Source organism: Pseudomonas sp. MM227 (genome assembly GCF_947090715.1).
Lineage (GTDB): Bacteria > Pseudomonadota > Gammaproteobacteria > Pseudomonadales > Pseudomonadaceae > Aquipseudomonas > Aquipseudomonas baltica.
Genome location: NZ_OX352319.1, coordinates 220,629 through 240,175 on the forward strand (window position 1 = coordinate 220,629; position 19,547 = coordinate 240,175).

Annotated in this window: 16 protein-coding genes and 2 tRNA genes; 6 read left to right on the forward strand and 12 right to left on the reverse strand. The window is 61.4% G+C overall.

Annotation, left to right across the window (positions count from 1 at the left end; all coding sequences use genetic code 11):
- Positions 1–98 precede the first annotated feature (98 nt).
- From ONG87_RS00970 to ONG87_RS00990, 5 genes are all read left to right on the forward strand, one after another.
- Positions 99–596, forward strand: coding sequence for an RNA polymerase sigma factor (locus ONG87_RS00970; RefSeq protein ID WP_122480580.1), 498 nt, complete (start codon positions 99–101; stop codon positions 594–596).
- Positions 593–1,555 carry a FecR domain-containing protein gene (locus ONG87_RS00975; RefSeq protein WP_264382053.1) on the forward strand — a complete coding sequence of 321 codons (963 nt, stop codon included), beginning with the start codon at positions 593–595 and terminating at the stop codon, positions 1,553–1,555. The genes ONG87_RS00970 and ONG87_RS00975 overlap by 4 nt, the downstream gene beginning before the upstream one ends.
- Before the next feature lie 109 nt (positions 1,556–1,664).
- Positions 1,665–4,085 carry a TonB-dependent receptor gene (locus ONG87_RS00980; protein WP_264382054.1) on the forward strand — a complete coding sequence of 807 codons (2,421 nt, stop codon included), beginning with the start codon at positions 1,665–1,667 and terminating at the stop codon, positions 4,083–4,085.
- Positions 4,086–4,269: 184 nt separating this feature from the next.
- Positions 4,270–5,184, forward strand: coding sequence for an alpha/beta hydrolase (locus ONG87_RS00985; protein ID WP_264382055.1), 915 nt, complete (start codon positions 4,270–4,272; stop codon positions 5,182–5,184).
- Positions 5,185–5,260: 76 nt separating this feature from the next.
- The gene (locus ONG87_RS00990) at positions 5,261–6,511 is read left to right on the forward strand and encodes an IS256 family transposase (protein WP_264382056.1); all 1,251 of its coding nucleotides are present in this window, start codon (positions 5,261–5,263) and stop codon (positions 6,509–6,511) included.
- 165 nt (positions 6,512–6,676) lie between these two features.
- Here ONG87_RS00990 and ONG87_RS00995 read toward each other — a convergent pair.
- The 6 genes from ONG87_RS00995 to ONG87_RS01020 form a co-directional block, all read right to left on the reverse strand.
- Positions 6,677–6,752, reverse strand: a tRNA-Thr gene (locus tag ONG87_RS00995).
- Positions 6,753–7,042: 290 nt separating this feature from the next.
- On the reverse strand, positions 7,043–8,245 hold the full coding sequence (locus tag ONG87_RS01000) for an SAM-dependent methyltransferase (protein ID WP_264382057.1): 1,203 nt from the start codon (positions 8,243–8,245) through the stop codon (positions 7,043–7,045).
- On the reverse strand, positions 8,230–8,919 hold the full coding sequence (locus ONG87_RS01005) for an ABC transporter permease (protein WP_122480575.1): 690 nt from the start codon (positions 8,917–8,919) through the stop codon (positions 8,230–8,232). The genes ONG87_RS01000 and ONG87_RS01005 overlap by 16 nt, the downstream gene beginning before the upstream one ends.
- Positions 8,916–9,611, reverse strand: coding sequence for an ABC transporter permease (locus ONG87_RS01010; RefSeq protein WP_264382058.1), 696 nt, complete (start codon positions 9,609–9,611; stop codon positions 8,916–8,918). The genes ONG87_RS01005 and ONG87_RS01010 overlap by 4 nt, the downstream gene beginning before the upstream one ends.
- 56 nt (positions 9,612–9,667) lie before the next feature.
- Positions 9,668–10,417, reverse strand: coding sequence for an ABC transporter substrate-binding protein (locus ONG87_RS01015; RefSeq protein WP_122480573.1), 750 nt, complete (start codon positions 10,415–10,417; stop codon positions 9,668–9,670).
- Between the two features lie 15 nt (positions 10,418–10,432).
- Positions 10,433–11,206: an ABC transporter ATP-binding protein gene (locus ONG87_RS01020; RefSeq protein WP_122714459.1), complete on the reverse strand. Its 774-nt coding sequence runs from the start codon at positions 11,204–11,206 to the stop codon at positions 10,433–10,435.
- Positions 11,207–11,796: 590 nt separating this feature from the next.
- On the opposite strand from ONG87_RS01020, the gene gabP reads away from it, so the two are divergent.
- The gene (gene gabP, locus ONG87_RS01025) at positions 11,797–13,185 is read left to right on the forward strand and encodes a GABA permease (protein ID WP_185794872.1); all 1,389 of its coding nucleotides are present in this window, start codon (positions 11,797–11,799) and stop codon (positions 13,183–13,185) included.
- A gap of 103 nt (positions 13,186–13,288) precedes the next feature.
- On the opposite strand, the gene ONG87_RS01030 is transcribed toward gabP, so the two are convergent.
- The 6 genes from ONG87_RS01030 to ONG87_RS01055 all read right to left on the reverse strand — a co-directional run bounded on the left by ONG87_RS01030 (position 13,289) and on the right by ONG87_RS01055 (position 19,204).
- The gene (locus ONG87_RS01030) at positions 13,289–13,444 is read right to left on the reverse strand and encodes a hypothetical protein (RefSeq protein ID WP_163007701.1); all 156 of its coding nucleotides are present in this window, start codon (positions 13,442–13,444) and stop codon (positions 13,289–13,291) included.
- Position 13,445: 1 nt separating this feature from the next.
- Positions 13,446–15,191 (reverse strand): anti-phage dCTP deaminase, encoded by a 1,746-nt coding sequence (locus tag ONG87_RS01035; RefSeq protein WP_122480570.1) that lies wholly within the window; start codon positions 15,189–15,191, stop codon positions 13,446–13,448.
- 283 nt (positions 15,192–15,474) lie between these two features.
- Positions 15,475–15,550 (reverse strand) — tRNA-Phe (locus ONG87_RS01040).
- A gap of 92 nt (positions 15,551–15,642) precedes the next feature.
- Positions 15,643–15,915: an oxidative damage protection protein gene (locus tag ONG87_RS01045; RefSeq protein ID WP_043191657.1), complete on the reverse strand. Its 273-nt coding sequence runs from the start codon at positions 15,913–15,915 to the stop codon at positions 15,643–15,645.
- Entirely contained in the window at positions 15,915–16,979 is a 1,065-nt protein-coding gene (gene mutY, locus ONG87_RS01050) for an A/G-specific adenine glycosylase (protein ID WP_264382059.1), read from the reverse strand. The genes ONG87_RS01045 and mutY overlap by 1 nt, the downstream gene beginning before the upstream one ends.
- Positions 16,976–19,204 (reverse strand): AsmA family protein, encoded by a 2,229-nt coding sequence (locus ONG87_RS01055; protein WP_192137526.1) that lies wholly within the window; start codon positions 19,202–19,204, stop codon positions 16,976–16,978. Before ONG87_RS01055 ends, mutY begins: the two co-directional genes overlap by 4 nt.
- Positions 19,205–19,547 lie beyond the last annotated feature (343 nt).

The following is a 19,547-nucleotide window of genomic DNA, read 5'->3' on the forward strand; positions in this document are numbered from 1 at the left end:
CAGGCAGGAAAGCGCAGGCAACAACGCCTTCGCAAGCGCAAATGATTCTCTTTGTGATATTTTCCTGCCCTTGCCACTCCGCCTTTCAAGGTTCCTTCATGTCCGGCCCAGATCTCAAGGCGCTGTACCTCGCCCACCGCAGCGAAATTCAGGATTACCTGGACCGTCGTCTGCGTTGCAAAGAGACCGCCGCCGATCTGACTCAGGACACGTTCATTCGCCTCTCCGAACAGATGGGCCGAACGCCGATTGCAAATTTCCGTGCGTATCTGTTCTCCAGCGCCCGCAATCTGTTCATCGACCACACCCGGCGTCAGGAGCACCGTAAAGGCGAGGCCCTCGACCCGCAGACAACCTCAAGCTTCGAGCCGTCCACGCCAACGCTTGAACAAGCGGCAATTGCCCATCAACAACTCAATACGTTGAACGTCGTGATCCAGAACATGCCCGCGCCCTGTCGCGAGGTGTTTCTGATGGTGCGCGTGGAAGGCCTGACCTATGTGGAAATAGGCCAGCGCCTGGGTATTCCTGCCAAAACCGCGTACAGCCGCATGGTGCGCGCCCTGGATCTGCTCAAGATCGGTATGTCCGAATGAGCGCCGAACCACCACCAGCGTCCCCTGTGGCGCACGTCGACGACATAAGCCATCGAGCCAGCGCCTGGTTTGCGTTGATGCAGGGTGGGTCGCCCACTGCGGCGGAACAGGCGGAGTTGGCCGCGTGGCTGGATGCCGACCCCCGAAATGCCGAGGCCTATGCCCAGCTCGAGCATCTGTGGGCCGCGTCCGCGCAGTTGCATTCGCTCAACGCGGCACCGGCCGCTGCGCACCTGTCTCGACGGCGTTTCGTCGGCATGGGCATCGCCGCCAGTGCCGTGGCCGTCAGCGCATGCGCCTCCATGCTATGGCTCAACGATATGGGCCTGCCGTTCGCCGATGTCCGCAGCGCCGTGGGCAAGCGGCGTACGGTCAGCTTGCCCGATGGGTCCACCGTCGACCTTGCCGGCCATACCGCACTGAATGTGGATTTTTCACCAACCCGGCGTGCCGTGGAACTGCTTCACGGCGAGGCTTACTTCACTGTGCTGCCGGCAGCCGCCGGTGAGTTCACGGTCAACAGCCGATCCGGGCAGGTAGTGGCCGCCGAGGGTGAATTCTGTCTGTCATGCGATGACGCATCGACACTGCTGACGGTAAGCCGCAAGTCGGTCCGTGTGGTAACGGCCAACCAGCAGATCGATCTGGCAGAGGGCCTGTCGCTGCGTTTCAGCCGTGACCGGACCGGCCCCATCCAGCATGCCGAACTGGCGCAGGTACTCGCCTGGCGCAGCGGACGATTGGTGTTCTTCGACAAGCCCTTGTTCACGGTCATCGATGAGTTGCAACGCTGGCGCGAAGGCCGAATCTTCATCATGGACAAGCAACTTGCCAGCCGCCGGGTCAGTTTGATCCTCAATCTGAACAAGCCCGAGCAGATGCTCGACGCCATCACCAAAGCCCTGGCGGTCCGTGTGGATCGTTACACCGATCTGATCACGCTGATCTATCCCGCCTGATCCCACAGAAAAATCTTTTACGCAGCCTCAGGGAATCTCGTGCGCTCATGCGTCTTAGCCTGACTGATTGGTATTCGCATTTTCGCGCACTTCCTGGGGTACGACCGCAATGGCAAGGCAACTCAACCATGAATCCAGCATCGACAGCCGCTGGCAGCGCAACGCGCTGGGCACCGCATTGGCGTGCACACTGCTCGTCGGCGCACTTCAGGCTCATGGCGCGCAGGTCCATTCGGCGGCGACGTCCGTAGAGCGGCTGTCACTCAATATTTCTGCGCAACCCCTGCGTCAGGCCTTGCTCCAGTTCAGCCAGCAGTCCGGCCAGAACGTGCTGCTGGACGGCAACCTGGACAGCGCCCTGCGCAGCACTGCCGTGGAGGGCCGCTACTCGTCGGAAGAGGCACTGGCGAAACTGCTGCAGGGCAGTGGCTACACCTTTGCCCGAACCGATGCCATGACCGTTTACCTGGTCCCGGTGCAGAACACGCAGGCCAGCAGCGAAATCCTGCTGGCGCCCACGCAGATCCAGTATCAAACCTCCGGCGACGTCACCCCAACCCGCGGTTACCGGGCAAACCCGGTGTCCAGCACCACTCGCCTGGGCCTGAGCGACAAGGAAACCCCGCAAGCGATCACCGTGATTACGCGCGAGCAGATGGACGATTTCCAGCTCAACAGCGTGAAGGATGCGCTGCGTAACGCACCGTCGGTGACCGTAGAACAATTCGAAACCGATCGCACCGCCTTCACTTCACGTGGTTTCAAGATCGAGAACTTCGAGTTCGACGGCATGAGCCTGCCGTTCTCCGGCGGCGTATTGGTCGGCGATCAGGACATGACCGAGTTCGAGCAGGTCGACGTGCTGCATGGCGCCAACGGCTTGATGAGCGGCACCGGCGATCCGTCTGCCACGGTCAACCTGGTGCGCAAACGCCCCACGGACACGTTCCAGGCGCGGGTCGACAGCAGCGTGGGCTCGTGGGACAACCGTCGCTTGAGCTTTGACGTGTCAGGCCCACTCAGCGAAAGCGGAAACGTTCGCGGACGCTTCATCACCTCCCATGACAAAGGCAACTCCTACCTCGACCAGTACGGCCATGAGGTCAACGTCGCGGCCGGCCTGCTGGCTTTCGACCTGTCCGATGCCGACACCCTCACCGTAGGCTTCACCCAGCAGAACAGCTACTCCAATGGCAGCACCTGGGGCGCCTTGCCCATCGCCGACTACCAGGGCAACCGCATTCACTACAGCAGCCGCAGCTCCAGTGTCGGCCAGCCCTGGACTTACTGGGACGTGCACACCCAGCGCGCCTTCGCCGAGCTGACCCACGCGTTCGACAATGGCTGGACCAGCACCCTGACCCTGGCCGGAATGAAGCAGGATTCCGACACCAAGATGTTCTACGCCATCCCCGCCACCGCGGACCAGGTGTACGGCTACATCAACCGTACCACCAGCAAGGAAGAGCAAGTCACCGCCGAAGCGAAACTGTCTGGCCCCTTCGCGCTGTTCGGCAGGGAACATGAACTGACCCTGGGCGCCAACTACGGCCGCACCCACCACGACGAGGTCGGCCATTACAGAGACTCAACCGGCAACCAAATGGTGAGCCTGGCCGACGCGCTGTCCGGCAATGTCGTGCAACCGCCGCTGAACTACACCGACGACCTCAATACCCAGCTGTTCACCGACCGACAAAAGAGCCTGTTCGCCGGCGCACGCTTCAGCGTCATCGACGACCTGCACTGGATTGCCGGCGCACGCATGCTCAGCGCCGACGGCGATGGCGCCGGCTACGGATCGCCCCACGACACACGGGTGCACGGCAAAGTGACCCCGTACACCGGCCTGGTCTACGACCTCACCCCACAGTGGAGCCTGTACACCAGCTGGACGAAAATCTTCAAACCGCAATACCTGCGCAGCACCAGCGGCGGCTTGATCCTTCCGCTCGAAGGCAAAAGCCTGGAAGTGGGTGTCAAAGGCCTCGTGCTCGATGAGCGACTCACCCTGACCGCTGCCGCGTTCAAAACCGATCAGCAAAACGTCGCCGAGCTCACCGGCGAAATCGTCGGTGGCCAGTACCTGTACCGCGGCACTAACGTCAAAAGCCACGGCTTCGAACTGGGCGCGTCGGGCGAAGCGCTACCCGGCCTGGACATAGCAGGCGGCTATACCTTCGTGCAGATCGAAGACGACAACGGCGACGACACCCGCAAGTACATCCCCACCCACACCCTGCGCGGCAGCCTGACCTATCGCCTGCCCGAAATGCCCAACGTCAAAGTGGGCACCCGTTTCCAATGGCAAAGTGCAACCGAGGTCGACACCAACAGCAACGTGCGCCAAGAGGCCTACGCGCTGGTGGACTTGATGGCCAGCTACGACATCGACGACAACTGGAGCACCTCGCTGAACCTCAACAACGTCACCGATCGCAAGTACTTGCTGTCGCTGTATCAGTCGTCCGGGTCGACCAACTATGGCGCGCCGCGCAATTTGACGGCTTCGGTGACGTGGAAGTATTGAGCGGGCTTGTTCCGGCCGGATGGGCACAGGTTAGCGTGAGCTGATAGTGAGTCGTCGATCATGAATGTTTGAAAAATATGCGGAGCTCAGTGCGGTTGGTCGAAAGTGCGGTAGCTTTCCTGAAGCACCCAACAAGATACTAGGGTGCGTCAGAAATTCTCGTCCACCGACCGAGTGAGCTTTCATGAATCGCCGCAATTTCATCCTGGGCGCCGGCTCTGCCATGCTGATGTTGAAACTGGCCGCCGCTCAGGCCAATGATCCACCGGCCAATAGCGAAACAGTCGAGCTGTGGAGCGGCGTACCGCCAGGCGGAGGCGGACCGTCGGGAGACAACACCCTCACATCCCATGGCTCTCTGAGCAACGTCACCCGCCCATACCTGCAGATCTTCAAACCCGCCACGCCCAGTGGAAAAGCCGTGATCGTCGCTGCTGGCGGGGGCTATAAACGAATCGAACTGGGCATCGAGGGATGGCCCTTGGCGCAGTGGCTGACCGAGCGCGGGTATACCGCCTATGTGCTGGCCTACCGCTTGCCGAGCGAAGGCTGGAACGCCGGCAACATCGTCGCGCTGCAAGATGCGCAACGCGCGCTGCGCATCGTTCGCAGCCGCGAAAAGCATGTGACCCTGCTGGGCTTCTCAGCGGGTGGGCATCTGATGGGCATGACCGCAACGCTGGGCGATTCTCAGACGTATGCCGCGCAGGACAGCATCGATTCGATACCCGCCGTCGCTGAGGGGGCGGCGTTGATCTATCCGCCCATTACGTTGGAGCGGCCTTATACATATACCTCGACCCACAAGGTATTGGTGGGGCCAGATGCATCGGCGCAAGAAGAGGCTGAGTGGTCTGTGCAGAACCGCGTGACTGGCAGCACACCCCCTGAGTTCTTGGTGCAGGCGGAGGATGACTCGGTGGTTGATCCGCACAATACGCTGATCATGGCTGCGGCCTGTGAGCAGCGCGGGGTGGCTGTGGAGATGCATCGGTATGCGACAGGTGGGCATGGGTTTGGGTTGGGGAGGAGAGGGACGGCGAGTGGGGAGTGGCCGGGGAGGTATGAGGCGTGGTTGGGGAGGTTGGGGGTGGGGTAAGGAAGGGTACTTGAAGTAAGCCTCGGGGGTGTCAGAAATTTTGTGTTCGGGCATAACATGAGTAAGAGGTGCATGTATGCCAATCAAAAAGAAACCCGAGTTACGGAAGCTACCGAAAATCCCAAAAGAACTGCTTGAGCAGTTCAGCGAAGGGATGATGACCGCGGAAGCCATCGAGGACGCCTCTGCGGCGTTCAAGAAGGCTTTGATCGAGCGAGCTCTGGGTGCCGAACTCGGCCATCACCTGGGCTATCCGCCGGGCGCGCAGCGCCCCGAGGATGAGACCAACCAGCGCAATGGCAAAAGTGGCAAGACGGTTCTGACCGGAGATGGCCCCATCCGACTGGATATTCCGCGCGACCGGGACGGCAGTTTCGCGCCCATCCTGATCCCCAAACACGAGCGCCGTTATACCGGTTTTGACGACAAGATCATCGCCATGTATGCCCGTAGAATGACGGTCAGAGAAATCCGTGCATTCCTCTCCGAGCAGTACGGTACGGACGTTTCGCCCGACTTCATTAGCTCGGTAACCGACGAGGTCATGGCCGAGATCGGCGCATGGCAGCAGCGGCCTCTAGAGCCGATGTATCCGGTGATTTTCTTCGATGCCCTGCGGGTCAAGATCCGTGAAGAAGGGCTAGTTCGCAACAAGGCGATCTACTTGGCCTTAGGCGTTTTGCCCGACGGAACGCGCGATATCCTCGGCATCTGGATAGAAAATACCGAAGGCGCGAAGTTCTGGATGAAGGTTTTTAACGACCTCAAGACACGCGGCGTCGAAGACGTACTAATTGCCGTCACCGATGGCCTCAAAGGCATGGCGGAAGCCCTTGGAGCCGTGTTCCCGAATACGACATTGCAGACCTGTATCGTTCATTTGATCCGCAACAGCCTTGATTACGCGGCTTGGGATAAACGTCGCGAACTGGCGAAAGCGCTCAAACCGATCTATCAGGCGGTCACCGCTGAAGCGGCTGAGCAAGCCCTCGATGCGTTTGAAAACGGGCCATGGGGCAAGCAGTATCCAACAGTAGTGGCGGCTTGGCGTCGGGCTTGGGATCGAGTGATTCCGTTCTTTGTTTTCCCGCCAGCGATCCGAAAAGTGATCTACACGACCAACGCCATCGAGAGCATCAACGCTCAGCTGCGCAAGATCATCAAGACCCGCGGCCACTTCCCGACCGATGATGCGGCGACGAAACTGATCTGGCTTGGGCTACGCAACATCACGGCAAACTGGGGCTCAGCGGCCCATGATTGGAAGAGTGCGATGAATCAATTCGCGATTCTGTACGGAGATCGATTTATCAGGCCGACCTGGTAAAAGCACGGCCTGCCTGGCGGCAGGCCGTTAACGCCCCGCACACAAAAAATCTGACAGTCCCCGGCCACTGGCCGCTCCTACAGGGGTTGTGCGCATGAGCGGACCGCCGACCAAAAACACAAACAAAAAAGGCCCACCTTGCGGTGAGCCTTTCTCGTCAAACTATGGTGCCGGCACCAGGAATCGAACCCGGGACCTACTGATTACAAGTCAGTTGCTCTACCATCTGAGCTATACCGGCAAGTGAGGGCGCTGATTATAGCCATTCGATCGGCCGAGTAAACCCCCCTGCGGCATAATTTCTTCGCCTTTAGCTCTTAACCCTCCAGTGCTTATGCACATTTGGCGTGCCAACCTCGGCAACCGCTCGGCGTTTGGGTCGGTTTGATGACATCGTTCGCAAGCTACTGTTTTCGCTGGCGAATCGGACATGAACGAAAAATGACTGATCATCAGTCTGGCGTTCAAACGTCGACCCGGGGCGCCGCGCGACATTTCTATCCACAGAGTTATCCACAGGTTGCGCACGCTTCAGAGGCGGTTGGCGATGATCATCAGATTGCGTGGGGTCAGGGTTTCCGGGCAGAAGGTGCCGACCTGTGCGGTGTACTGGCGCTCTTGCAGGTACAGGGCGCGGTCGAGCACCAGCCACAGTTCCAAGGGCTTGCGAAACAGGCCGCGTAGCAGTTCCAGGTTGCGGACTTGGGCAAGTCGTTGCCAGCCGCGTGCTTCAAGCTCGACGAAGTCCACGCCATGCCCGATAGGTACGTTCTGCAGAGCTGCAAGGTCGCGGCAGTAGTCGGCGAAGGGTTTGTCCAGCCAGGCGGCGGGCAGGGAGGGGCAGGGCAAGTAGTGGTCGATGCCGCGTTGTTCGCGCTGCAGCAGGTCGAAGGCCAGGCGGCGGGCCATGGAGTGGTCACGCTGTCGGCGCACGCGGGCGCCGGCGGTGACGGTAGCTTCCAGGGGCAGGCCGAGGTCTTCGAGGGTCAGGGAGAGGGCCGAGGGTTCGGCGCACAGTTGGCGATAGGCGCCGTGAGTGCGGTTGTAGCAACAGGGTGCGAAGGCCAGGTGTTGGCAGCCTGCCTGGGTGGCGCAGTGCATGAGCTGGACGTGCAGGTCGCCGCAGGCGTGCAGGGCGACGGGTGTGCTGGAGGCTGGCAGATGCAAGTCGTCGGCCATGACGTCTTGCAGTTGGTGCTGTGCGGGCAAGGCGTGATGGGTGCTGAGTTGGGCGCCGCTGGTCACCAGTGCCGGGTCGTGTTCCAGGCAGGTGAGTTGCTGGCCGTCGCGCAGCAGTCGTCGGCCGAGGTGGCCTTTGCCGGCGCACCAGTCCAGCCAGTGGCTGGCGGACGCTGCGAACGGCAGGGCGGCAGCGAAGGCTTCGATCTGTTGCCATTTGCGGCCGGGTACATCGACGTTCAGCCGATGGCGCGCAGTGGGCAAAAAACTGGTCGGCAGCGGACCTACCGCGGCCAGCGCATGCGCCTGCTGGGCTAAGGCAGGAAAGGGCGCCGGAGCGTCCAGGTCCAGCAGCGAGTTATGCACAGCTTCGGCTTCGGCCAGGGTGCGGGCGCGCAGCCAGGTGGCGAGCTCGGGAAGTTTCGCTTCCCAAGGTAAGGTCAATTGGGTGAAGGGCTTGGGCCGCCATAGGTCGACGTGGGCAGCCAGAAAGGCGTCCAGTGCGTGAAAGCGCTCACGCAGCTGGTCGCCTTGCAGGGTCAGCGGCCCTGGCACGCGTCCACGCGCAGCCAGCGCTCGAGCAGTTTGAAGCCCTGCACCAGCACGAACGACATGGCCAGGTAGAACATGCCAGCGGCGAAGAAGATTTCCACCGGCAGGTAGGTGCGGGCGATAATCGTGCGGGCCATGCCGGTGAGTTCCAGCAGGGTGACGGTGCTGGCCAGCGAGCTGGCCTTGAGCATCAAGATCACTTCGTTGCTATAGGCCGGCAGGCCGATGCGCGCGGCGCGTGGCAGCATGATGTGCAGCAGGGCTTTGCTGCGGGACATGCCGAGGGCGCGAGCGGCTTCGATCTCGCCCTTGGGTATGGCTTGCAGCGCCCCGCGCAGGATTTCTGCGATATAGGCGGCGGTGTGCAGGGTCATGGTCCCGGCGGCGCACCAGAACGGGCTGCGCAGGTACGGCCACAGGCTGCTCTCGCGCACCGCGTCGAACTGCGCCAGCCCGTAGTACACCAGAAACAGCTGCACCAGCAGCGGGGTGCCGCGAAAGAAGAAGATGTAGGCGTAGGGCAGGCCGCTGATGTACCACTTCTTCGAGGTGCGGGCGATGCCCAGCGGGATGGCCAGGATAAGCCCGGCGAGTACCGCGATGGCCACCAGCTCGAGGGTCAGGGTGGCGCCTTGCATCAGCCGCGGCAGCCACTTGATGATCACTTCCCAGTTCATTGCGAGGCCCTCGCGAAGCCGCGCGAGGCGCGTTTCTCCATGAAGTGCAGGGCAACCATGGCGACCACGGTGAGGCTCAGGTACATCAGGGCGGCAACCATATAGAAGGTGAACGGTTGTTTGCTGACGGTGACCGCGTTCTGCGCGTTGCGCATGATCTCTTCCAGGCTGATGACGGACACCAGGGCGGTGTCCTTCATCAGAATCAGAAACAGATTACCCAGCCCCGGCAGGGCGATGCGCCACATCTGCGGCAGCACCAGGCGAATGAAGATGCGCGACGTGCTCAGGCCCAGGGCCAGGCCGGCTTCGCGGTGGCCCTTGGGGATGGCCAGGATGGCGCCGCGGAACACTTCAGTGGCGTAGGCGCCGAAGCACAGACCCAAGGCGATGACGCCGGCGGCGAAGGGGCTGAGTTCCAGGCTGCCGACGCCCAGCGTCAGGCCGATGCTGCGCAGGCCGTTGACGGTGCCGAAGTAGATCAGCAACACCCACAGCAGTTCGGGAATGCCGCGCACCAGCGTCGAGTAGAAACCGCCGAGCCATTGCAGGGGGCGGTTGGCGGAGGTTTTCGCCAGGGCACCGGCGAGGCCCAGCAGCAGCCCCAGGCACAGGGCGCTGAGGGCCAATTTGACGGTCATCAGCGCGCCTGCGACAAGCGCAGGGCCGAAGCCATAGAGATCGATGTTCATGGGCAGGCTTGTTCAGGGGCGGGCATCGGCCATGTAGGCCAACGCCCGCCGGGCTGTCAGAGGATGCTGAAAGGGAAGTACTTGTCGTTGATCTTCTTGTAGGTACCGTCGGCAATGATTTCCTGCAGCGCGGCATTCAGCTTGTCGCGCAGGGCATCGCCCTTGCGCACGGCAATGCCGATCTTGTCGCTTTGCTCGACCGCGTCACCCTTGAATTCGAAATTCTTGCCGGCGTCGCTCTTGAGCCAATCGTAGCTGGCGTACTTGTCGGCCAGGATGGCGTCGAGGCGGCCGCTGCTCAGGTCGAGAAAGGCGTTTTCGGAGGTGTCGTACAGCTTGAGGTCGACATCCATGCCGTACTTGTCTTCCAGCCAGGTGCCGGACAGGGTCGCGCGCTGGGCGCCGATGACTTTGCCCTTGAGGCTGTCGCCGTCGGTCTTGAAGTCATCGCCCTTCTTGGCAATGAACTGCAGCTTGTTGCTGTAGTAGGGGTTGGTGAAGTCGACCACTTCCGAGCGCTCGGGGGTGATCGACATCGACGACACCAGGAAGTCGAACTTCTGCGACTGCAGTGCGGGAATGATGCCGTCCCAGTCGGAGGTGACGATTTCGCACTCCACTTCCATCTTGGCGCACAGGGCCTTGCCGATGTCGACGTCGAAGCCTACGACCTGGCCGCTGGTGTCCTTGTTGTTGAACGGTGGGTAGGCCGCTTCCACGCCCATTTTCAGTTTTTCGGCAGCCATGGCGGCGCCGTTGACCAGCAGTGTGGCGGCAACCGCCAGGAAGATTTTCTTCATGCTCATATTGTTATTGCTCCGTTAGCGGTTGCTGGACATGAACTGCCTGCAGCGCGCCGACAAGGGGTTGTCGAATACTTGCTCGGGCGTACCCTGCTCTTCCACCAGACCTTGATGCAGAAACACCACCTCGCTGGAGACCTGCCGGGCAAAGCCCATCTCGTGTGTTACCAGCAGCATGGTACGGCCTTCTTCGGCCAGGTTGCGAATAACCGCGAGTACCTCCTGGACCATTTCCGGATCCAGCGCCGAGGTCGGTTCGTCGAACAGAATAACCTTGGGCTGCATGGCCAGGGTGCGGGCAATCGCTGCACGTTGTTGCTGGCCGCCGGAAAGCTCGTTCGGATAGGCGTGGCGCTTGTCGGCGATACCCACCTTGGCCAGCAGCGCCTCGGCCACTTCGATCGCTTCGGCGCGGCTTTGCCCCAGCACGCGGCGCGGTGCCTCGATGATGTTGTCGAGCACGCTCATGTGCGGCCACAGGTTGAAGTTCTGGAAGACGAAACCGATCTGGCTGCGCAGCCGGTTGATCTGGCGGCTGTCGGCGGCGATCAGCTCGCCGTTGCGAGCGGCCTTGAGCTTGAGTGCTTCACCGGCCACCAGGATCTCGCCCTGATGGGGGTTTTCCAGCAGGTTGATGCAGCGCAGCAGGGTCGACTTGCCGGAGCCGGACGAACCGAGGATGGAAATCACCGCGCCGTCATTGGCGGCCAGCGATATGCCCTTGAGCACGTCCAGTGCACCGTAGCGCTTGTGCAGGTTACGGATTTCCAGAGCGGGCGTGGCCTGAGCCATGTGCGGTCCTCATATAGGCGGGTGCGGCCTGCCGTCACCAAAGTGAACAGCGAAGCGCAAAGCTAGCATAGCGCGGATGGCGAGGCTGGACTTGCAGCTTGTGTCCGATCTGCCTGGCGCGATGTGCGAAGGCACAGCAGCAGGAACGTCGAACGGGCAGGGCGCGATAAAAAAGGCGCGATGTTGCCAGTTTTGCCCAGTGGAGGAAAGCGCGAATGCGGCTTGAATGTGGCAACGCGATAAGAGGCAGGTCGCACGAAGTTGCACCTGAGCCACGCAGTGCCCATGCAAAAGTTGCGCCTTTAGGTTGCACTGTTTTTGTGCGAAGGTGTTACCGACGTCGTTTTTTGGTGCGGCATATCGCCCCACGCTGAGTAGTTCGGTAATGCGTCTCAGCTCGCAAAGCAAACCTCAACAGATTCAATCTGTTGGCACGAATAGCCGAGAGGTCCGTTTCAGGGCGGCAGGATATACCTTGGTACAATTTGGCGCAATTTTTGCGTAAAAGATAAGGAACGGGGTGTAGCGGACTTTGCACAAGGCTCGCGATCACCGCCGGACAGAACGCTATTCTTCGCAAAGGTAGTTTTATGAGTACGCAGAATTCCACAGGTCTCGCTCAGGGACTCAAGCCGCGTCATGTAACTATGTTGTCGATCGCCGGTGTCATTGGTGCCGGCCTGTTCGTAGGTTCCGGGCACGCCATCGCCGCTGCTGGCCCTGCTGTGCTACTGGCCTATGCTGCTGCCGGCAGCCTGGTGGTGCTGGTCATGCGCATGCTCGGTGAAATGGCCGTTGCCTCGCCGGACACTGGGTCGTTTTCCACCTACGCCGACCGTGCCATCGGTCACTGGGCCGGTTTTTCCATCGGCTGGTTGTACTGGTGGTTCTGGGTGCTGGTGATTCCGCTGGAAGCCAACGCCGCCGCCTCGATCCTGCATGCCTGGATTCCTGGCGTGTCGCATTGGGTGTTCGCATTGTTGATCACCCTGGTGCTGACGGTGACCAACCTGTTCAGCGTGAAGAACTACGGTGAATTCGAATTCTGGTTCGCGCTGATCAAGGTGCTGGCAATCATTGCCTTCATCGTCGTTGGCCTGGGCGCCGTGTTCGGCTTCATGCCCAACAGCCAGGTCAGTGGTGTCAGCCACCTCACCGACACCATGGGCTTCATGCCCAACGGGCTGGGTGCCGTCGTCGCCGCCATGCTGACTACCATGTTCTCGTTCATGGGCACTGAGATCGTCACCATCGCCGCCGCCGAATCGAAGAACCCAGGTCAGCAGATCTCCAAGGCCACCAACTCGGTGATCTGGCGGATATTCCTGTTCTACCTGGTTTCGATTTTCCTGGTAGTGGCTCTAGTGCCGTGGAACGACCCGCGTCTGGCGGAGCTGGGCTCGTATCAGACCGTTCTCGAGCTGATCGGTATCCCCAACGCCAAGCTGATCGTTGACATCGTGGTATTGGTTGCCGTGACCAGCTGCCTGAACTCGGCGCTGTATACCGCGTCGCGCATGCTGTTCTCCCTCAGCAAGCGCGGCGACGCGCCTGCTGCCGCGCAGAAAACCTCGAAGTCCGGTACCCCGTCGGTGGCCGTGCTGATGTCCACCGCGGCCGCGTTCGTGGCCGTGATCGCCAACTACGTCGCCCCAGCGGCGGTGTTCGACTTCCTGCTGGCTACCTCTGGCGCCATCGCGCTGCTGGTGTACCTGGTGATCGCCGTGTCGCAACTGCGCATGCGCCGCAAGCGCGAGTTGGCCGGTGAGAAGATCGACTTCAAGATGTGGCTGTTCCCCGGCCTCACCTACCTGGTGATCCTGTTCATCGTCGCGGTGCTCACCACCATGGCCCTGCGCGAAGACCACCGCGTGGAAATTCTCGCCACCGGTGGCCTGGCCATCGCGGTGGTCGTCGCCGGGCTGATTGTCTCCAGCCGCCGCAAGGCGGGTAACTCACGCGTGGCGCTCGGTCGCTGATCGCTTCGACCGCTTGAACGCAAAGGCCGCTGTCGGTGACGACAGCGGCCTTTGTTGTTTCTGCGACTGCCGCGCCAGGAGCAACCCAGCCCGGTGCACTGCATCAGGAGGGTCGGTTGTCCGGCTGCTTCGCTTTGGCGGTCTGTATCTGGGCGGCTGCAACAGGTTTGAAAAAATCCTGCTTCCACTGAGGCCACTGCGCAACCGTCTGGCGGCACGCAGAGAGATGGTCGAGAAACGCCTGTTTTTTACTGGTCATGTCATTTGTTCTCCAAGTAGCTGGACAGCAGGCTCGCCGCGGTCGATTCCCGGTCTACATAAGACCAGGGGTGCATCTGGGTTCGCAGTTTCGCGTCGCCCTCTTTCCATTCCACGACTTCGCCATCTTCATTCTTGCGAGCGACAGGGTAGCCGCTACCGAGGTTGGTGGAAAACAAATTGAAGAAGCTGCGAGGACCAACCCCTATGAATGGTTCGAAAACGACATTGGTGTGGTTTTTCGTCAGTGAGATCGAATCCGAGTGGAATTCCAACGCCTTGCTTTTCGGATAGGGCTCTACATACACGACTCGTTTGATACCTGCCGCCACGATATGCTTGGCGCAGTTGTGGCAGGGGAACGTCGTACAGTAGAGATCGCTCCCCGCGCAGGAAGTGCCTGAACGGGCACTGGAAAGCAGTGCTTCCATCTCGGCATGCACCACGCGACCGTATTCAGTGATGTCCTTGATTCTGCTTTTCTTGATCAAGGGCGCCAGTTCCTCCTGGTACTGCGCAGGAATCACCGCAAGGATTTCGTCGACGATGAGCTTTTTGTGCGAGGCATTGGAGTCCAGACCGCGCATGTAGTCGCGTCCATCCGGCGTGTCGACGATGCCATGGCTTTCCGGGTCTTTTTCAGGCCAATAGAGCCCGCCGTGTGCCTTGGGCACGTCATTGGCGCCGGTGGCGACGATGCAGCGGTCTTTGGTCAGCACGGCGCCGACCTGGCGCGAGAGATCGGCCGAACGCAGCGATGCGGAAAATGCCATGAACATGGCGTACTCATCGAACGTGGGCGTGATGTAGGGACGCCCGAACAATAGATCGAGGATTCGCCAGGTCTGCTTCTTGAGCGCGTCCGAGTTGCCGTCGTAGTCGATGAAGAAGTCCGAAAGGTGATAGGTGTTGCGCGTGTGCTGCCCATGCTCGTCGCGTTCGTCCGCGTCGCGCTCGATCAGTCGGGAAGCCTGCTGTTCGGTCATCGAGCGATCTTTGACGAGGTACTCGTGACGCCGCGCCGAGTCCGCATGGACACCGACCAGGAAAAAACCATCGGAGTAGATTTTGCGCAGGCGTTCGACCTCGGCAGGACTTTTCAGCGAGTTGATGATGAACGCCCGGCGGCGCATGGGGGCGGACTCGCTGCGCAGCTTGTTGATCTGGGCCGCCGCGCCAAGGGCCAGGATGGCATTGTCCTGGCTGTCCTTGCGCAGCCGGTTGCCTTCTTCCATGTAGCTGCTGATGCGCTCATATTCACTGGTGGTCTGGGCCGGACAGCCAATGCTGGCGATGACATCCGTCGAGATTTTGATGCAGCTGGTTTCATAGCCGAAGATCTTGAGCCTGTCACCGATCAGCTTCGAGACCTCAGGCAGATCAGTGCCGATGGTGCCGACCAGGCCGATGATGAGTTCGGAGTCTGAATAGGTGTCGTCGATGAAGTAGGACGTATCTGATGGGGGAACCTCGGAGAGTTCCGCAACCATCTGCGCTGCACCCAGGGATGGGATGGATGAGCTGCCGTACTGGCTGTCGAGTAGAGGGCCGACCATTTCCTGCAGTTTTGCCGCTGCATGCGGCTTGCCCTGGAAGTGGAGGGTTCCGGTAGAGGGGTACCAATTGAGAATGCCCTTGCCCAGGGTCTTGAACTGACATTGATTGTCGTTGATCACCCGCCATTCGCCTGCAGGCAAAATGCTTTCGAGCTGTGATTTGAGCTCTTCGAATGTGCCATCGAAACGCATAGTGACTCCTTGTTCTCACTGCCGATCAATCCGTTGATCGAGGGGGCTCCCGGTGTCTTTCGAGAGGTAAGGCCATACGGGAATCAAGATAGCCCAGAGTCGAGGAAGGTACAGGCGTTACCCGCGTTGATAAGTAACAGCGTATGTAGGCGTAAGCCGCACCCAGACCGATCGAGTGTCTGCACCGCAGATTGATCTGCAAAAAGATGTGCGTGCCTCGCCCCCAAATCCCGCCCAATAAAAAACCCCTGAATCTTTCGATTCAGGGGTTTCTCGGTATTAGTGGTGCCCAGAGACGGAATCGAACCGCCGACACGGGGATTTTCAATCCCCTGCTCTACCGACTGAGCTATCTGGGCAACGGGGCGCATTAAACTGGTTTTTCGACGGGTCGTCAAGCGTGATGTCGAAAAAAATTTTAATCATTACCGTCGCTTACGATTTTGCTGGGTTATTCGGCGGGTGGTACGTAGCCGTCGGCCTTGGCGTATTCCTCGCCGGACAGGTACTTGTCCATTTCGCCCTGGAGGAATTTGCGGTCTTCGGCGTTCATCATGTTCAGGCGGCGCTCGTTGATCAGCAGCGTCTGGTGTTTCTGCCAGTCGCCCCAGGCTTGCTGGGAGACGTGGTTGTAGATGTCTTCGCCCTTGGCGCCGGGGTAGGGAGGGCGTTCCAGGCCAGGCAGTTCTTCTTTGTACTTGCGGCACAATACGGTGCGGGTCATTACAGATCTCCTGCGTTCAAGGCGTCGGCTGCGTGTTGCAGCAGCTTCTTCACCGGGGCTGCGAGGCCCAGGCGCGGCGGTGTGGCGAGGTTATACCAGAGCCAGTCGGCCTCGGCCACGTGGTGGGCGGTCTGTTCGACCTGCACCAGCCAGGGGTCGATGGCCAGCTGGAAATGGCTGAAGGTGTGGGTCAGGGCTGGCAATTGGCGGCGTGCGAGCATGTGCAGTGCGTGTTGGTCGGCAAGGTGATCGAGGTCGCTCAGGTCGTCGAGCTGCGGAAGGCTCCACAGGCCGCCCCACAGGCCTGTCGAGGGCCTGCGGTAGAGCAGGATGGCGCCGTCGCGGTTGGCGAGCAGGGGCATCAGTGTTGCGCGTTGCGGGACGGCCTTGCGCGGCTTGGGTATCGGGTAGCGGATTTCCAGGCCGAGCATGTGCGCTTCACAGCTCTTTTCCAGCGGGCACAGCAGGCAGCTGGGCTTGCTGCGGGTGCACAGCGTGGCGCCCAGGTCCATCATTGCCTGGGTGTAGTGGTTCACCCGGGTCTGCGGGGTCAGGCGCTCGGCGGTGGCCCACAGCGCCTTGGCCACCTTGGGCTCGCCTGGATAGCCTTCCTGCGCGGTATAGCGGGCGAGCACGCGCTTGACGTTGCCGTCGAGGATCGGCGCACGCAGGCCCATGCTGATGCTGGCAATCGCGCCGGCCGTGGACAGGCCGATGCCGGGCAGCTCGACCAGCTTCTCCACGTCGCGGGGAAACTCGCCGCCGTGCTCTGTCATCACGATTTTCGCGGTTTTCTGCAGGTTGCGCGCGCGGGTGTAATAGCCCAGCCCGGTCCACAGGTGCAGCACTTCGTCTTCCGGCGCCTCGGCCAGCGCCTGCACCGTGGGCAGCGCGGCCATGAAGCGGTCGAAGTAGTTCAGTACCGTGCTGACCTGGGTCTGCTGCAGCATGATTTCCGACACCCATACCCGGTACGGGTTGATGCCCTGCTGCCAGGGCAGATCATGCCGGCCATTGCGGTCGTACCATTCCAGCACGGCGCTGGAAAACTGCTCGGGGCTCATCGGTTGAACAGACCTCGCAATGCGTCTTTGAGTTTTGGATCGACCTTGTCGCCCAGTTTTTCTTCGAGCTTCTCGTCGATCTTATCGCGAATACGGTCGCCGGCCAGCTTGGCGGCGACCTGGCCCAAGCCGTCACGGTCGATGCGGCAGGCCTTGGCGCCCATCTCCAGCGGGCCGCGGCAGCGCAGCGGCAGCTCGACGCCGACGAAGCGCTCGCCCACCTGGCAGGCCGGGTCGGCGCTGGTGCCTTGTTCGCCGTCGACCACCACACCGATGCGGTAGTCCATGCCCAGCACGCGCAGATCGACGTCGCCGTTGCCTTTCACGGTCAGGCCGGGGATGCGCACGAGCAGGTCCTGGTTGCTGGCCACACCGTTACGGAACACCAGGCTGCCCTTGAGCTCCTTGAACGGCGTGTCCTTGCCGCGCGGTTCGCCGTTGAGCGTTTTGCGGTTGAGCACGGAGATGCCGCGGCAGATCTGCTGCTCGAGGTTGGCGTTGACCAGCACGCCGTCGTTGAGGACGAAGCTGGCGGTACCGTTGAGCGATTCGACGAGGGCCTTCTGGCTGTTGCCTGAACCGCTGAGGTTGCTGTTGAGGTTCAACAGGCCGCGCAGCGGTGGGTTGGCGTTCTGCGTCTTGATGAAGTTTTCCACCGGCACCTTGTCGATGCGTGTCTGCAACGCCAGCAGCGGCATGTCCGGGCGCACGTCGAGCGTGCCCTGGGTGTTGAAGCTGCCGTTGTAGAGGCCGCCGGCCAGGGTCTGCAGGGTCAGCATGCCGCCCTGGCCCTGTGCCTTGAGGGTGGCGTTGTGCACAGGCAGGCCCTTCAGGGTCAGTTGGCCAATGGTCAGGTCGGCCTGCACGTCCAGGGCGCGCAGACGTTCCACGGGCAGCAGGCGGTCATCGCTCCAGGCGCCGCGGGTCGGGGGCTCCGGCAGCGGTGATTCGCCCGAGGCGACTGCAGCCGCTTCGCTGTTCTGCACTTCGGCCTGGCGCGCCGCGCTGGCATTGGTGGCCTTTTCGGTCTTGGCCGGCAGGTAGCGATCGGCGTTGAAGGTGTCGCCCTTGAGCTGCAGGCGCAGGGCCTGGCGGGCAAAATCGTCCACGGCGATGCGGCCGGTGAAGGTGCTGTCGTCCAGTTTCAGCGTCAGGTCTTCCAGGCCAAGGCTGTCGCGGGTGCCCTGCAGGCGGCTGACCAGCTCGAACTTGCCGAGGCTGCCCGGTGCCATCGCCGGCAGCGGCTGGCCGATGCCGTCGAAGAAGGCGCGCAGGTCGAACTCGGCAATCGACAGGCCACCGGTGAGCTGAGGGTCGCTGTCCAGATTGCGCACGCGCAGTTCGCCCAGCGCGCGCAGCTGATTGGCGGCCAGCTTGAGGCCGGTCCATTCGGCGACGTTGGCGGACTGGTCGAGCAGCAACTGCCCCTGCGCGCTGAAGGTCACGGTCTTGCCCTGCAGCGGGTCGCCCGAGGCTTCACCGCTCAGGCGCATGTCTTCGAGCTGGTAGCGCTTGAGCACGCGGTCGAAGCGAAGCTCGCCGGCAAGCTCGGTGCGGGCCCGCACGACCGGCTGGTTGGTGCCCAGGAAAGCGGTGAGTTTCAGCGGAATGTCCGCGCCTTCATGGACGGCGCCGGTGCTCAACTGGATGCTTTCGGCGGTGTACATGCGGCCTGTGCGTACGTCGTTGTACTGCACGCGGGCGTTGTTCACGGTCAGGCTGTCGATGTCGAGCTTGACCGGGCGCGAGGGCGCCTGCGGTTTGCCCGGCTCGGTGACTGCCGGTGCATTCGGGTCGGTGGCGTCGGCCGTGGTGACGGGCAGCGGCTTGCCGATGTCTTCCCAGTTGCCGTGGCCGTTGGCATCACGTTCCAGGGACAGGTTCAGGCCTTCGACCCGTACGTCGCTCATCTGCACTTCCTTGCGCAGCAGCGGCAGCACGCGCACGGACAGCCCGAGCATCTGCAGGTCGGCGAAGGGTGCCTTGGGGTTGGCGAGGGTGGCCACGCTGGCGTCGTGCAGTTCCAGGCCCAGCCATGGGAACAGGCTCCAGCCGATGTCCCCGTTGAGGGTCAGCTCGACGTGAGCCTTGTCCCGTGCCAGTTGGCGAATCTCGTCCTTGTAGTCGTTGGGGTCGAACAGGTGGGTGAGGGCGAAGCCCAGGGCCACCAGAATCAACAACAGACCGAGAATGCACAGGCCGAGGATTTTGCCGAACGCTTTCATGGGCGAGTCCTTTAGTCCGAATTTTGGAAGTTAGCGGGAGAGTATAACGTTGTGCGACTGGCGATGTGGGCGGTCCGTCGGTGCCATTTCACTGGGCACCGACGGCCGCTTCGTGAAGGTCGCCCAAGCGCTTTGGGCCGTGGGTTTCACCGCTCCATCAGGCGACTGCCGAGCCATTCAGGGGGATTTTGCCAACCACCTGGCAGATCATCGCGATAAAGGGATAGCAGTTTGCTTCCATTGGTTACATCTAGTGGTAATCTCCGCCCCTTCAACTGTCCGCTGCGACTTTATGTCGCGATTTGCCAAGTGCTGCCGATAAAACAATCGATCGCCAACGCGC

What these genes read in the sequence shown, in the direction of transcription:
- ONG87_RS00970 (WP_122480580.1), top strand. Translation starts at nt 99, where the DNA reads ATGTCCGGCCCAGATCTCAAGGCGCTGTACCTCGCCCACCGCAGCGAA.
- ONG87_RS00975 (WP_264382053.1), top strand. Translation starts at nt 593, where the DNA reads ATGAGCGCCGAACCACCACCAGCGTCCCCTGTGGCGCACGTCGACGAC.
- ONG87_RS00980 (WP_264382054.1), top strand. Translation starts at nt 1,665, where the DNA reads ATGGCAAGGCAACTCAACCATGAATCCAGCATCGACAGCCGCTGGCAG.
- ONG87_RS00985 (WP_264382055.1), top strand. Translation starts at nt 4,270, where the DNA reads ATGAATCGCCGCAATTTCATCCTGGGCGCCGGCTCTGCCATGCTGATG.
- ONG87_RS00990 (WP_264382056.1), top strand. Translation starts at nt 5,261, where the DNA reads ATGCCAATCAAAAAGAAACCCGAGTTACGGAAGCTACCGAAAATCCCA.
- ONG87_RS01005 (WP_122480575.1), bottom strand. Translation starts at nt 8,919, where the DNA reads ATGAACTGGGAAGTGATCATCAAGTGGCTGCCGCGGCTGATGCAAGGC.
- ONG87_RS01010 (WP_264382058.1), bottom strand. Translation starts at nt 9,611, where the DNA reads ATGAACATCGATCTCTATGGCTTCGGCCCTGCGCTTGTCGCAGGCGCG.
- ONG87_RS01015 (WP_122480573.1), bottom strand. Translation starts at nt 10,417, where the DNA reads ATGAGCATGAAGAAAATCTTCCTGGCGGTTGCCGCCACACTGCTGGTC.
- ONG87_RS01020 (WP_122714459.1), bottom strand. Translation starts at nt 11,206, where the DNA reads ATGGCTCAGGCCACGCCCGCTCTGGAAATCCGTAACCTGCACAAGCGC.
- gabP (WP_185794872.1), top strand. Translation starts at nt 11,797, where the DNA reads ATGAGTACGCAGAATTCCACAGGTCTCGCTCAGGGACTCAAGCCGCGT.
- ONG87_RS01030 (WP_163007701.1), bottom strand. Translation starts at nt 13,444, where the DNA reads ATGACCAGTAAAAAACAGGCGTTTCTCGACCATCTCTCTGCGTGCCGC.
- ONG87_RS01035 (WP_122480570.1), bottom strand. Translation starts at nt 15,191, where the DNA reads ATGCGTTTCGATGGCACATTCGAAGAGCTCAAATCACAGCTCGAAAGC.
- ONG87_RS01045 (WP_043191657.1), bottom strand. Translation starts at nt 15,915, where the DNA reads ATGACCCGCACCGTATTGTGCCGCAAGTACAAAGAAGAACTGCCTGGC.
- mutY (WP_264382059.1), bottom strand. Translation starts at nt 16,979, where the DNA reads ATGAGCCCCGAGCAGTTTTCCAGCGCCGTGCTGGAATGGTACGACCGC.
- ONG87_RS01055 (WP_192137526.1), bottom strand. Translation starts at nt 19,204, where the DNA reads ATGAAAGCGTTCGGCAAAATCCTCGGCCTGTGCATTCTCGGTCTGTTG.